At 70.2% G+C, this 13235-nt stretch carries 11 protein-coding genes; 3 read left to right on the top strand and 8 right to left on the bottom strand.

All coding sequences use genetic code 11. The features are described 5' to 3' along the window. From BLT59_RS24585 to BLT59_RS24555, 7 genes are all read right to left on the bottom strand, one after another. Nucleotides 1-587 (bottom strand): transglutaminase-like cysteine peptidase (locus BLT59_RS24585; protein ID WP_175544121.1); only part of this gene is annotated, 587 nt, incomplete at its 3' end. Between the two features lie 301 nt (nt 588-888). After that, nucleotides 889-2622, bottom strand: coding sequence for an AMP-binding protein (locus tag BLT59_RS24580; protein WP_091786971.1), 1734 nt, complete (start codon nt 2620-2622; stop codon nt 889-891). A gap of 60 nt (nt 2623-2682) precedes the next feature. Continuing rightward, nucleotides 2683-3462 (bottom strand): enoyl-CoA hydratase, encoded by a 780-nt coding sequence (locus BLT59_RS24575; RefSeq protein WP_091786968.1) that lies wholly within the window; start codon nt 3460-3462, stop codon nt 2683-2685. After that, on the bottom strand, nt 3459-4352 hold the full coding sequence (gene mmsB / locus BLT59_RS24570) for a 3-hydroxyisobutyrate dehydrogenase (protein ID WP_091786965.1): 894 nt from the start codon (nt 4350-4352) through the stop codon (nt 3459-3461). Before mmsB ends, BLT59_RS24575 begins: the two co-directional genes overlap by 4 nt. 202 nt (nt 4353-4554) lie before the next feature. After that, nucleotides 4555-5616: an enoyl-CoA hydratase/isomerase family protein gene (locus BLT59_RS24565; protein ID WP_091786962.1), complete on the bottom strand. Its 1062-nt coding sequence runs from the start codon at nt 5614-5616 to the stop codon at nt 4555-4557. Further along, a complete protein-coding gene (locus BLT59_RS24560) occupies nt 5613-6758 on the bottom strand; it encodes an isobutyryl-CoA dehydrogenase (protein WP_091786959.1) in 1146 nt (381 codons plus the stop codon). The genes BLT59_RS24565 and BLT59_RS24560 overlap by 4 nt, the downstream gene beginning before the upstream one ends. 259 nt (nt 6759-7017) lie before the next feature. Further along, nucleotides 7018-8514: a CoA-acylating methylmalonate-semialdehyde dehydrogenase gene (locus BLT59_RS24555; protein ID WP_091786956.1), complete on the bottom strand. Its 1497-nt coding sequence runs from the start codon at nt 8512-8514 to the stop codon at nt 7018-7020. A 116-nt stretch (nt 8515-8630) separates the two neighbouring features. Between BLT59_RS24555 and BLT59_RS24550 the strand changes: the two genes are divergently transcribed. Further along, nucleotides 8631-9539 carry a LysR family transcriptional regulator gene (locus tag BLT59_RS24550; RefSeq protein WP_244514133.1) on the top strand — a complete coding sequence of 303 codons (909 nt, stop codon included), beginning with the start codon at nt 8631-8633 and terminating at the stop codon, nt 9537-9539. 87 nt (nt 9540-9626) lie between these two features. Then, nucleotides 9627-10790 carry an iron-containing alcohol dehydrogenase gene (locus tag BLT59_RS24545; RefSeq protein WP_091786950.1) on the top strand — a complete coding sequence of 388 codons (1164 nt, stop codon included), beginning with the start codon at nt 9627-9629 and terminating at the stop codon, nt 10788-10790. Between the two features lie 140 nt (nt 10791-10930). Here BLT59_RS24545 and BLT59_RS24540 read toward each other — a convergent pair whose 3' ends face one another. After that, a complete protein-coding gene (locus BLT59_RS24540; RefSeq protein WP_175544120.1) occupies nt 10931-12160 on the bottom strand; it encodes an ABC transporter substrate-binding protein in 1230 nt (409 codons plus the stop codon). A 257-nt stretch (nt 12161-12417) separates the two neighbouring features. Here BLT59_RS24540 and cpaB point away from each other — a divergent pair, with 257 nt between their 5' ends. After that, nucleotides 12418-13233 (top strand): Flp pilus assembly protein CpaB, encoded by an 816-nt coding sequence (gene cpaB, locus BLT59_RS24535; protein WP_091786947.1) that lies wholly within the window; start codon nt 12418-12420, stop codon nt 13231-13233. Nucleotides 13234-13235: the final 2 nt, after the last annotated feature.

The raw sequence follows: 13235 nt of genomic DNA, 5'->3' as shown, positions 1-13235 counted from the left end.
GTGGTGATCGGGGAGGTGACGCCGCCGAGCGAGACCCAGGCGACCGCGTCCTGGCTCTCGCGCTTGATGAACACGTAGCCGGTCTTGTGCCAGGGCAGGATCGCGTTGGTCTTGTTGTCCAGCACCAGGTCGCCCCGGTCGGTGACGAGCGTCAGCACCGCGTGGCCCTCGCCCTTCTCGTCGATCACCACGGTCATGCGCATCGCCCGCCGCGGCAGGCCGGCTTCGACCAGCAGGTGGCGCTTGAGCAGCTGGAAGTCCTCGCAATCGCCGATGCCGTCCTCGGCCAGGTCCCAGCGATCGGCCACGTGCAGGTGGTCCTGGTCGGTCATCGGCTCGACCGCCTTGTTGACCCGCCGGTTCACCGACACGATCGTCGCCCAGGTCGCCGGCGTCAGGCTGATCCGGGCCGGCTCGCTCCGGTCGACCGCACACTCGGCCGCGTAAGACTGGCAGAACGTCACCCACGCGGCGATCGGCTTGGCCTCGTTGAGGATCTTGGCGCCGGCCTCGGTGGGTAGGCTCGCCAGCGTCTGCGCTTGAGCCGTGGCGGCGAGGCCGAGCAGCGTCGCCGCACCGACCAGCATCCCCCGAACCGTCCTGAGAAGCCCCGCGCCCATCGAACCCGTCCCCTTTGTTGAGGACAGGATTGCGCCGCAGAGCCTCCCCGGCGCTGAAGCGGATGCGCGCAATTTTATTGATCAGCCGGTGCGGGCCCGGTCACGCGCGACAGCGTCGATGGGAGGCTTGAGAACCCCTGTAAATCGGCGGCTTCCGCTTCGGAAACCGGAAACCTTGAGGGTTCCTTCAAGGACCCGAGAGCGACCCGGGAGCGGCTCTGGCCGCCCTGCTGCGCGCGCCGTGGCGCGACGGCGCGCACCGGCCCTCCTAGCCCGCGGTCTGGTCGAGCTTGCGCTCCGCCTCGCCCTTCAGCTCGGGGAAGTCCGCCTGCGTGTAGGCCCGGCCGCGATGCGGATCGTCGGTGACGCCTTCGTGCTCCAGGCGGCGCAGCTGCACCCGGCGGATCTTGCCCGAGATCGTCTTGGGCAGATCGGCGACGAATTCGAGCCCCCGCAGGCGCTTGAACGTCGCGAGCCGGGCATTGGTGAAGCGGAAGATGTCGAGTGCCGTCTCCGGTCCCGACGAGGCGCCCGCCACCAGGGACACGTAGGCCTTCGGGATGGTGTGGCGCATCGCATCCGGAATCGGCACGACCGCCGCCTCGGCCACGGCCGGGTGCTCGATCAGCACGCTCTCCAGCTCGAACGGGCTGATGCGATAGCCCGACGACTTGAACACGTCGTCGGCGCGGCCCACGAAGGTGTAGCAGCCCTGGTCGTCCACGAAGGCGACGTCGCCGGTGTGGTAGAGATCGCCGTCGGCCCCCGACAGATTGCCCTGGCCGTCGTCGTAGCCCTGCATCAGGCCGGCGGGCCTGTGCGCCCCGAGCTCGAGGCAGACTTCGCCCTCGGAGGCCGTTTGGCCGTCGATATCGAGGACGCGAACCCGGTAGCCCGGCAGAGGCCGGCCCAGGGCGCCCGGCACCACCGGCTGACCCGGGGTGTTGGCCATGAGCGCCGTGGTCTCGGTCTGGCCGTAGCCGTCGCGGATCGTGAGGCCCCACGCCCCCTTCACGCGCTCGATTACCTCGGGGTTCAGGGGCTCGCCCGCCGCGCAGACCTCGCGCAGGGCAAGCGCCCGGCCAGTGAGATCCTCTTGGATGATCATCCGCCACACGGTCGGCGGGGCGCACAGCGTAGTGGCGCCGGTCCGCTCCAGCTGCGCCAGCAGGGCGGCGGCGTTGAACGGCGCCTGGTTGATCACCAGGATCGTCGCCCCGGCATTCCAGGGTGCGAAGAACGACGACCACGCGTGCTTGGCCCAGCCCGGCGAGGAGACGTTGCAATGCACGTCCCCCGGCTGGAGCCCGAGCCAGTACATGGTCGAGAGCGCCCCCACCGGGTAGGAGCGGTGGCTGTGACGCACGAGCTTCGGCTTCGCCGTGGTGCCGGAGGTGAAGTAGAGGAGCATCGGGTCGTCGGCCCCGGTCGGACCGTCCGGCGCGAAACTGTCCGACGCCGCGAACGCGTCGTCATAGGCGGCCCAGCCCTCCGTCGCCGCGCCCGTGACGAGGCGGATGGCGCCGCCCGTGTCGAGCCCGGAGAAGCGCGCGATCTGCTCCGGCCCCGCCACGATCGCCCGCGGGCGCCCGCGGGCGAGGCGGTCGGCGAGTTCGTCTGCCGTCAGCAGCGTGGTCGCCGGGATGACCACGGCGCCAAGCTTCATCGCCGCCAGCATGGTCTCCCACAGAGCCGGGACGTTGCCGAGCAGCAGGAGCAGGTGGTCACCGCGCCTCAGGCCGAGCTGCCGCAGGTGATTCCCCACCTGGTTGGAGCGCCGGGCGAGTTGACCGAAGGTGAGGCTCTGCTCGGCGCCGCTGCCGGCCTCGACGATCCGGAGGGCGGCCCGGTCGCGGCTCTCGGGACCGGCGAGCACCGCGTCGAACCAATCGAGCGCCCAGTTGAACGGCACCGGATCGGGCCACGCGAAGGCCGAGACGGCGGCGGCGTAATCGGTGCGATGGGCCAGCAGAAGGTCGCGGGCCTCCCAGAAGCTCGGCATGGTCGTTCCCCTCCCTATCGTGCTCTTGGCTGCCCGTCCCGTTGCCGGGGCGGGTCGCGTTCAGGTGTTCTCGAACCGAGGCGGCCGCTTCTCGACGAAGGCGGCCATGCCCTCCTTCTGGTCCTTGGTGGCGAACATCGCGTGGAAGACCCGCCGCTCGAACCGGATCCCCTCGGTCAGCGTGGTCTCGTAGGATCGGTTGACCGCCTCCTTGGTCATCATGGCGATCGGGAGCGACATGGACGCGATCGTCTCGGCGGCCTTCAGCGCCTCGTCGAGGAGCTGGTCGGCGGCGATCACGCGGGAGACCAGACCCGCGCGCTCGGCCTCGGCGGCGTCCATCATCCGGCCGGTCAGGCACATCTCCATGGCCTTGGCCTTGCCGACGAAGCGGGTCAGCCGCTGGCTGCCGCCGATCCCCGGCATCACGCCGAGCTTGATCTCGGGCTGGCCGAACTGCGCCGTGTCCGCCGCCAGGATGATGTCGCACATCATGGCGAGCTCGCAGCCGCCGCCGAGCGCGTAGCCTGCCACCGCGGCGATGATCGGCTTGCGCACGCCGACGAACCGGTCCCAGTCGGCGAACCGGTCGCCCGCGTACATCTCCGCGTAGGTGGCGTGCTGCATCTCCTTGATGTCGGCGCCGGCCGCGAAGGCCTTGGCCGAACCGGTGACCACGATGCAGCCGATATTCGGATCCGCGTCCGCCCCGGTGGCCGCCCGGATCACCTCGCGGGTAAGCTGTGCGTTGATCGCGTTCAGCGCCTTCGGCCGGTTGAGGGTGATCAGCAGGACGCGCCCGCGCGTCTCCGTCAGGATCGTCTCGTACGTGTCGCTCACGACTCGCCTCCCTGACCGCGGAGCATAGTGATGATCGCGGAAAAGTCCTCTCCCCCGTGGCCGGCGCCCTCGAACAGGCCGTAGATCTGCGCGGCCTCGGCGCCCAGCGGCGTCGCGGCACCGGAGGCGAGCGCCGCAGCCTGCGCGAGCCGGAGGTCCTTGAGCATCAGCGCGGCGGCGAAGCCCGGCTTGTAGCCGTTATTGGCCGGCGAGGTCGGCACCGGGCCCGGCACCGGGCAGTAGGTGGTCAGCGACCAGCACTGGCCCGAGGAGACCGAGGCCACGTCGTAGAGCGCCTGATGCGACAGGCCGAGCTTCTCGCCGAGCGCGAAGGCCTCGCTGACGCCGATCATCGAGATGCCGAGGATCATGTTGTTGCAGATCTTGGCCGCCTGCCCGGCCCCGGCATCGCCGCAATGGAACACGTTCTTACCCATCGCCTTGAGGAGCGGCTCGGCGCGCGAGAAGGCCGCCGTGGCACCGCCGGCCATGAAGGTCAGCGTCCCGGCCCTCGCGCCGCCGGTTCCCCCCGAGACCGGCGCATCCACCGACAGGCAGCCCCGCGCCTCGGCGAGGCCATGGGCCTTGCGGGCGCTCTCGACATCGACGGTTGAGGAATCGATCAGCAGGGTGCCGGCGGGGAGTGCCTCCGCGAGCTGCGTCCAGACCTCGACCACGTGCCGCCCGGCGGGCAGCATGGTGATCACGACATCGGCACCTTCGGCCGCTTCGAGGGCCGAGCCCGCCACCGTGATCCCCGCGACGCGGGCGGTGTCCAGCGAGGCCGGCACCAGATCGAACCCACGTACGGTATGCCCGGCCCGAACGAGGTTGGCCGCCATCGGCCCACCCATGTTGCCGAGACCGATGAACCCGACGGTCTGTGCCATCCCATTCCTCCCCTTCGTTCCGAGCGGGACGCAGAGTCCCGACAATCGACCGTCGCGCCGACCCGCATGCTCATCCTGAGGTGCGGCGCAGCCGCCTCGAAGGAGCCCTTGAGCCGGCCGCACGATGCCTGGAGCCCCCCTTCGAGGCCCGCTGAAGCGGGCACCTCAGGATGTGGCGGTGGATGAGATCAGGCGGCCCCCGTCAGATCGGACCCGTGCGCGACTCCGGAAAAACCGGTTCCGCCCGCGCCTCCAGCCAGCGGGCGATCCGGGCGGGATCGACCGCGTCGAGGGTCGGCGGATCCCAGCGCGGGCTCTTGTCCTTGTCGATCACCGCGGCGCGGATGCCCTCGCGGAAATCGCCCTCGTCCAGCAGCGCCAACGAGGCGTGGTACTCGCGCTCCAGGCAGGCCTCCAGGCTGGGCGCACCGCGGCCGAGGCGCAGCAGGCACAGCGTCAGGACGAGGCTCGACGGCGCCTTGGTCAGCAAGTTTTTCCGGGTCGCGGCCGCGAAGTCCGAACCGTCCGCGTCCAGGGCGGACAGGATCTCGTCCATCATGTCGAACGCGAAGCACCGATCGATGACGGCCCGGTGCGCTGCCAGCGGCGGTGGGCCCGGATCCTGCGCGAAGCGGGCGATCACATCCCGGACGCCGTCATGCCCGGCATCCGGATCGAGCGCCACGAGGGCGTCGATCAGATCAGGCAGCCGCTCGGACGGCAAATGGGCGTCGGCGAGCCGGCAGAACATCGCGTCGGCGGCGCCGACCGGCTCGCCGGTCAGGCCGAGATAGGTGCCGATCTCGCCCGGAGCCCGCGGCAGGAGCCACGTGCCGCCGACATCCGGCAGGTAACCGATGCCGGTCTCCGGCATGGCAACGCGGGAGCGCTCGGTGACGATCCGGTGGGCGGCATGGCCGGCGAGGCCGACGCCGCCGCCCATGGTGATGCCGTCCATCACCGCCACGAACGGCTTCTCATAATCGGCGATCCGGGCATCGAGCCGGTACTCGTCACGCCAGAAGGCTTCGGCGAAGGCAGTGCCCTGGCTGTCGTACAGGCCGCGCAGATCGCCGCCCGCACACAGGCCGCGCTCCCCCTCGCCGGTGAGCAGCACCGCGGCGATGCCGGGATCGGCGGAGAACTGGTCGAGGGCCTGGTCGATCGCCAGGACCATGCCGTGGGTCAGGGCGTTCAGGGCCTTCGGCCGGTTGAGCCGCAGACGGCCCAGCGCCCCGGCCCGCTCGACGATCACGTCGGTCATCGGCGGCCCCCGGTCAGCCCGCGGGCGATGATCACCCGCATGATCTCGTTCGTCCCTTCGAGGATCTGGTGCACGCGCAGGTCCCGGACGATTTTCTCCACGCCGTACTCGGCGAGGTAGCCATAGCCGCCGTGCAGCTGGAGCGCCTGGTTGGCCACGTCGAAGGCCGCATCGGTGACGTGGCGCTTGGCCATGGCGCAGAGCTGCGTCGCGGCGGGGTCCTTGGCGTCGAGCGCGGCGGCCGCGTGGCGCAGGAAGGTGCGCGAGACCTCCAGGCTGGTCGCCATGTCGGCGAGCCGGAATTGCAACGCCTGGAAGTCTGTGAGCTTCGCCCCGAAGGCGCGCCGGTCGCCCATATAGGCGAGCGCCTTGTCGAGGGCCGCCTGCGCGCCGCCCAGCGAGCACGCGGCGATGTTGAGCCGGCCGCCGTCGAGGCCGCTCATGGCGATGCGGAAGCCCTGGCCCTCCGCACCGAGGCAGTTGCCCACCGGCACGCGGCAGCCGTCGAAGCGCACCGCGCGGGTCGGCTGGGCGTTCCAGCCCATCTTGCGCTCGTCGGCGCCGAAGGAGAGGCCGGGCGTGCCCTTCTCGACGACGATCGCCGAGATGCCCGCGGGCCCGGCCTCGCCGGTGCGGACCATGCAGACGTAGAGGTCGCTCGCGCCGGCGCCGGAGATGAACTGCTTCTCGCCGGTGAGCACGTAATGGTCGCCGTCGCGCTCGGCGCGGGTGCGCAGGGCCGCCGCGTCCGAGCCCGAGCCCGGCTCAGTGAGGCAGTAACTGGCGATCCGCTCCATGCCCATGAGTGACGGCAGCCAGCGCCGGCGCTGGTCGTCGTCGCCGTAGGCGTCGATCATCCAGGCGCACATGTTGTGGATCGACAGGAACGCCGCCACCGTCGGGCAGCCGGTGCTGAGCGCCTCGAAGATCAGGGTGGCGTCGAGGCGCGACAGGCCGGATCCGCCGACATCCTCGCGGACATAAATGCCCGCCATGCCCAGCGCGGCGGCGGCCCGCAGGGTCTCGACCGGGAAGGTCTTGTCCCGGTCCCAGTCGAGGGCGTGCGGCGCGATGTGCTCGGCCGCGAAGCCGAGGGCCATCTCGCGGATCGCGGTGCGTTCCTCGTCGAGCCCGAAACTCATGGGCGTGGCTCCAAAGGTCAGACGGGTACGCCATCCCCCCTCTGCGGGGGAGGGTGGCCCCCGAAGGGGGTCGGGAGAGGGGAGCGCCGCATCCGGAAAGGTCGCGACGCGCGTCGAACCCCGCGCCGTCGCGCTGCCCCTCTCCCGCCCTGCATCCGCAGGGCACCCTCCCCCATCCCAAGTCGGGCTTGCCCGACTTGGGACAACCAGAATGCCGATCTTGGGCAAGCCCAAGATCGGTCGGGGGGAGGGTTTCGGCTCAGCGCATCGTCGGGATTGAGAACTCCGCCCCGCTCTTGATGCCGCTCGGCCAGCGCTGCGTCACGGTCTTGGTCTTGGTGTAGAACCGGATCGAGTCCGGCCCGTGCTGGTTCAGGTCGCCGAAGCCCGAGCGCTTCCAGCCGCCGAAGGTGTGGTAGGCGATCGGAACCGGGATCGGCACGTTCACGCCGACCATGCCGACGTTGACTCGGGCGGTGAAGTCGCGCGCCGCGTCGCCGTCCTGGGTGAAGATCGCGACGCCGTTGCCGTACTGGTGGGTCGAGGGCAGCGCCAGCGCCTCCTCGTAATCCTTGGCCCGCACCACCGAGAGGACCGGTCCGAAGATCTCCTCCTTGTAGATCGTCATGTCGGGCGTCACGCGGTCGAACAGCGAGCCGCCCATGTAGAAGCCGTTCTCGTAACCCTGGAGCTTGAAGCCGCGGCCGTCGACGGCGAGCTGCGCGCCCTCGGCGACGCCCTTGTCGATGTAACTCGCGACCTTCTGCACCGCCTCCCGGGTGACCAGCGGGCCGTAATCGGCCGAGCCGTCATGGGACGGGCCGATCTTCAGCGACTCGACCCGCGGGATCAGCCGCTCCATCAGCCGGTCGGCGGTCTTCTCGCCCACCGGCACCGCCACCGAGATCGCCATGCAGCGCTCGCCGGCCGAGCCGTAGCCGGCGCCGATCAGCGCATCGACCGCCTGGCCCATATCGGCGTCGGGCATGATGATCATGTGGTTCTTGGCGCCGCCGAAGCACTGGGCGCGCTTACCCGTCTCGGCGGCGCGCACGTAGATGTACTCGGCGATGTGCGAGGAGCCGACGAAGCCGACCGCCTTGATGTCCTCGTCGTCGAGGATGGCATCCACGGCTTCCTTGTCGCCGTTGACGACGTTGAGGATGCCCGGCGGCAGGCCGGCCTCCAGGAAGATCTCGGCGATGCGGATCGGCACGCTCGGGTCACGCTCGGACGGCTTGAGGATGAAGGCGTTGCCGCACGCAATGGCCGGAGCGCATTTCCACAGCGGGATCATCGCCGGGAAGTTGAACGGCGTGATGCCGGCGACCACGCCGAGCGGCTGGCGCAGGGAGTAGACGTCGATGCCGGGGCCGGCGCCTTCCGTGTACTCGCCCTTGAGCAGGTGCGGGATCCCGCAGGCAAACTCGACCACCTCGACACCGCGCTGGATGTCGCCCTTGGCGTCCGGCACGGTCTTGCCGTGCTCGGAGGCGAGCAGCTCGGCCAGCGCGTCGTGCTCGCCGCGGATGAGTTCCAGGAAGCGCATCATCACCCGGGCGCGCTTCTGTGGGTTGGTCGCCGCCCAGGCCGGCTGGGCCGCCGCGGCGTTCTCGACGGCGGCGCGCAGCTCGGCCTTGCTGGCCAGCGCGACCTTGGCCTGGACCTCGCCGGTCGAGGGATGGAACACGTCTGCGAACCGCCCGCTCTCGCCGCCGACATTCCGGCCGCCGATGTAGTGCCCGATCGTGCGCATACGCGCCTCCCTGTCGTGACTCGTTTGATTTTGGCGCAGCCTAACAGGATCGCTTGAGCGATAAAGCCGGATGCGCTTACAGCCGTCGTGCATCGATGCACAGCGGGAGTGCGACCATGGCCAGGACAGGGCCCAACTGGGACGATCTCCGCTTCTTCCTCGCCGTGGCGCGGACCGGGACCCTGAGCGCCGCCGGCGCGCGCACCGGCACCGAGCACACGACGGTCGGCCGGCGGATCCGTGCTCTGGAGGAAGGGCTCGGCGCCCGTCTGTTCCATCGCAGCAACCTCGGCTACGCGCTCACCGAGGACGGTGCGAATCTGCTGGGCGTCGCCGAAACCATGGAGAGCGCGTTCCTCTCGGCCAGCGCCGCCACGGAGGCCGCTCAGGTGGTGTCGGGCACGGTGCGGATCGGGGCGCCGGACGGATTCGGCAGCGTCTTCCTCGCGCCGCGGATGCACCGGCTCACCGCCCGCCACCCAGAGCTGGAGGTGGAGATCATGGCGACCGCCCGGATCTTCAGCCTGTCGAAGCGCGAGGCCGACATCGTGATCAGCCTCTCCGGCCCGCAGCAGGCGCGGGTGGTGGCGCGCCGGCTCACCGATTACCGGCTGCTCGTCTACGCGGCCGAATTCTATCTCGCGGCGGCACCGCCGATCACGGACCTCGCCGACCTGCCGGCCCATCCCTTCGTCGGCTATATCGAGGATATGCTGTTCACCCGTGAGTTGAACTATCTCGGGGCGCTCGGCCCCGCGGTCTCGGCTCGCCTGCGCTCCACCAATCTCCTGGCTCAGGTCCATGCGACGCTGGGCGGAGCCGGCCTGTGCATCCTGCCGGCCTTCATCGCGGCGGCACATCCGGGGCTCGTGCCGGTGCTGCCCGGTGCGGTCTCCCTGACCCGCTCGTTCCACATGCACATCCACGAGGACCACCGGAAGGCGGCCCATATCCGCGCCGTGGCGGGGTTCATCGCCGCCGAGGTGAAGGCCGCGGGGGCGCTGTTCGCCGGGCCGACGGTGTAAGCGGCGGCGGTTTCGCCCCGCGGCCGCGCGTCCTAAGATCGCCCGTTCCGGCGCACCAGAAGAGGCGCCGGGTGGGAGAAGCAAGACATGGTCGCCTCGATCGCCCTGCCCCGGCTGATGCGCGTCGGCGCCGGCGCCTCGCGGTTGCTGCCGGAGGTGCTCGGCCAGCTCGGCCTGTCGCGGCCCTTCGTGGTCACCGATCCCTATCTCGCCGGCAGCGGCCGCACCGACACGCTGCTCGAGCGGCTCACCAAGGCGGGCGCGAAGGCCACGATCTTCTCCGAGACCGTGCCGGACCCGACGGTGGCCTCCGTGGAGGCGGCACTCGCCGCCCTTCAGGCGGGCGACTTCGACTGCGTGGTCGGCTTCGGCGGCGGCAGCCCGATGGACACGGCGAAGGCCGTGGCGGTGCTCGCCCGCCACGGCGGCCACATGCGCGACTACAAGGCACCGCGCCAGCAGGACGAGCCGGGCCTGCCGATCGTGGCGATTCCCACCACCGCCGGCACCGGTTCGGAGGCGACCCGCTTCACCATCGTGACCGACGAGACCTCGGACGAGAAGATGCTCTGCATCGGGCTGGCCTACCTGCCGGTGGCGGCGTTGGTCGATTACGAATTGACGCTCACCAAGCCCAAGCGGCTCACCGCCGATACCGGCATCGATGCGCTGACCCACGCGATCGAGGCCTATGTATCGCGCAAGTCGAACCTGTTCTCGGACGGGCTGGCGCTCCAGGCGATGGGCCTGATCGCCCCGAACCTGCGCCGGGTCTGGACCGATCCCGGTGACCGGGCGGCGCGCGAGGCGATGATGCTGGGCGCCACCCAGGCCGGCATCGCCTTCTCGAACGCCTCCGTCGCACTGGTCCACGGCATGAGCCGGCCGATCGGCGCGCATTTCCACGTGGCCCACGGCCTGTCGAACGCGATGCTGCTGCCGGCGGTCACGGCCTTCTCGGCGCCCGCCGCCATCGACCGCTACGCCGCCTGCGCCCGCGCCATGAGGATCGCGGGCCCCGACGCCGACGACCGGTCCGCGGTCTCGGCCCTGGTGGCGGAACTCGAGGCACTCAACGACGACCTCGACGTGCCGGGGCCCCAGGAATACGGGATCGACCCGGCCCGCTGGGAGGCGCTGCTCCCCACCATGACGGCCCAGGCGCTCGCCTCCGGCTCCCCCGCCAACAACCCGGTGGAGCCCAGCGCCGAGGAGATCGTGGCGCTGTATCGGCGGGTCTGGGCGGGGTGAGCCCGCCGTCCCGCCAACAGCCCCAGAGCGTCCGCGTCTTTGCGAGCGGAGCGATACAATCCAGCGCAGCCACGCCCACCGACGTTTCGCTGCCCTGGACCCCTTCGCTGCGCGTGCGATGACGAGGGGGCGTCTGCGCCCTACTTCGCTGCCGTCAGCGGGCAACCGCTCTCGGCAGGCGACGCGAAGGCTTCCTTGCCGGGGACCGTCGAGATCAGCCGGTAGAGATCCCACTCGCCCTTCGACTCGGCCGGCTTCTTGACCTCAAACAGGTACATGTCGTGGACCATGCGGCCGTTGGGCTGCACGATCCCGCCATGGGCGAAGACGTCGTCCACCGGCAGTTCCTTGAGCTTGGCGTTGACCGCGTCGGTCTCGTCGGTGGCGGCGGCCTTGACGGCCTTCAGGTAGGACAGGACCGCCGAATAGGTGCCCGCCTGGATCATGTTGGGCATCCGGCCGGTGCGCTTCATGTAGCGCTGGCCGAAAGCGCGGGTCTCGTCGTTGGCGTCCCAGTACCAGCCCTCGGTGAGCGTCAGGCCCTGCGCCACCTTCAGGCCGAGCCCGTGCACCTCCGAAAGGGTGAACAGCAGGGCCGCAAGCTTCTGGCCGCCCTCGACGATGCCGTACTCGGCCGCCTGCTTGATCGAGTTCGAGGTGTCGAGCCCGGCATTGGCGAGCCCGATCACCTTGGCCTTCGAGCCTTGCGCCTGGAGCAGGAAGGACGAGAAGTCCTGGTTCGACAGCGGGTGCCGGACGCTCCCCACCACCTTGCCGCCGTTGGCGGTCACGACCCGGCTGGTATCGGCCTCCAGGGCCGAGCCGAAGGCGTAATCGGCCGTGAGGAAGAACCACGTGTCGCCGCCCGCCCGTGTCAGCGCGCCGCCGGTGCCGACCGCCAGAGCCCGCGTGTCGAAGGCCCAGTGGTAGCCGTAGGGCGTGCAGGCCTTGCCAGTGAGGTCGCTGGTCGCCGCCCCGGTGGTGATGGTGATCTTCTTCTTCTCCTTGGACAGGCCCTGGACCGCCAGCGCCACCGAGGAGGTGGTCAGCTCCATGATCGCGTCGACATTGTCGCGGTCGTACCATTGCCGGGCGATCGCCGAGGCGATGTCGGGCTTGTTCTGGTGATCGGCCGAGAGGATCTCGATCGGCACGCTGCCGATCTTGCCACCCATGCCCTCCACGGCCATGCGGGCGGCCTCGACCGAGCCCTGACCGCCATACTCGGCGTAGAGACCGGACTGATCGTTGAGGATGCCGATCCGCACGGCGTTGTCCGAGAAGCTTCCCTGCGCGGCCGCCGGGGCGGAACCGAGCGCAGTGCCCGCGAGGGCGGCCGCCAACACCGCGCCGCCGTATGTCCTGATCATGTCTCCCCCCGGATTGACCGAGCGCCCGCTTCTGAGGCGGTTCCGGCGGCACGATAGGTCACGGCCCGGCGCTGCGCCACGGCCAAGATCAGGGGACGCTGAAGGATCCTGCGGATTGTGACGCGCTTTTCAGACGCCCCGTTTCCGGACCGGCGACAATGCGAGAGGTTATAATACCTTAACCATAATTACACGAATCCCCGCGCAGGTTCCGGTCATGGACGGCAATTCGGCCGTCTCCGGCCCGTGGCGATGCGATGAACCCAGCCCGTTTCGCCGTCCTCGGTATAGCCCTCGCGGCCGGTACCGGGGCGGCCTTCCTGATGAGCGGCGGCGATCCGCCGCCGCCGCCGCCGCCGCCCAAGGCCGAGGCGCCGCCGCAGCCGATGACCGACGTGCTCGTGGCCGCCATCGACATGCCCATGGGCCAAGTGCTCCGGGCTGCGGATCTGCGCTGGCAATCCTGGCCGGACGGCGCCGTCACGGCCGGCTACATGACCCGCAAGATCAACCCGAAGGCGCTCGAAGAGACCGTCGGCGCGTCCGTGCGCTCGGGTTTCCTGGCGGGCGAGCCGATCCGTGCGCAGAAGCTGGTGCGCCCGGAGAGCGGCTTCATGGCGGCGATCCTGCCCCCCGGCATGCGCGCGGTCGCCATCGTCACCGACAGCCGCGGCACCAACTCGGCCGGCGGCTTCATCCTGCCGAATGACCGCGTCGACGTGATCCGCACGTTCCGGGACGAATCCAATTCGCGGGTCAACAACAGCGACGTGCAGCTCTCCCAGACGATCCTGACCGACATCCGCGTCCTGGCGATCGGTCAGCTCGTCCAGGAGAAGAACGGCACCAACGTCGTCACCGGCGAGACCGCGACGCTGGCCGTCACGCCCGCTCAGGCCGAGACCCTGGCGCTCGCCCAGAAGGTCGGCGCCCTCACCCTCTCGCTGCGCAGCCTCGCCGATGCCGGGCGCCCGCCCGAAACCGCGCCGCTGGCCGATACGTCCGCGGCGCAGATGCCCGAACCCGCCTTGACCGTGGTGCGCTTCGGCGTCGCGCGGCAGCAGACGCCGTGACC

It is taken from the genome of Methylobacterium sp. UNC378MF (genome assembly GCF_900103195.1).
Classification (GTDB): Bacteria; Pseudomonadota; Alphaproteobacteria; order Rhizobiales; family Beijerinckiaceae; genus Methylobacterium.
Note: the sequence above shows the minus strand (reverse complement) of the source record. Positions and strands in the feature narration are given on the sequence as shown.

Bases quoted from the DNA above. Each gene is read 5' to 3' on its own strand.
- BLT59_RS24580 (WP_091786971.1), bottom strand. From the start codon at position 2,622: ATGCCGAGCTTCTGGGAGGCCCGCGACCTTCTGCTGGCCCATCGCACC.
- mmsB (WP_091786965.1), bottom strand. From the start codon at position 4,352: ATGGCACAGACCGTCGGGTTCATCGGTCTCGGCAACATGGGTGGGCCG.
- BLT59_RS24565 (WP_091786962.1), bottom strand. From the start codon at position 5,616: ATGACCGACGTGATCGTCGAGCGGGCCGGGGCGCTGGGCCGTCTGCGG.
- BLT59_RS24560 (WP_091786959.1), bottom strand. From the start codon at position 6,758: ATGAGTTTCGGGCTCGACGAGGAACGCACCGCGATCCGCGAGATGGCC.
- BLT59_RS24555 (WP_091786956.1), bottom strand. From the start codon at position 8,514: ATGCGCACGATCGGGCACTACATCGGCGGCCGGAATGTCGGCGGCGAG.
- BLT59_RS24550 (WP_244514133.1), top strand. From the start codon at position 8,631: ATGGCCAGGACAGGGCCCAACTGGGACGATCTCCGCTTCTTCCTCGCC.
- BLT59_RS24545 (WP_091786950.1), top strand. From the start codon at position 9,627: ATGGTCGCCTCGATCGCCCTGCCCCGGCTGATGCGCGTCGGCGCCGGC.
- BLT59_RS24540 (WP_175544120.1), bottom strand. From the start codon at position 12,160: ATGATCAGGACATACGGCGGCGCGGTGTTGGCGGCCGCCCTCGCGGGC.
- cpaB (WP_091786947.1), top strand. From the start codon at position 12,418: ATGAACCCAGCCCGTTTCGCCGTCCTCGGTATAGCCCTCGCGGCCGGT.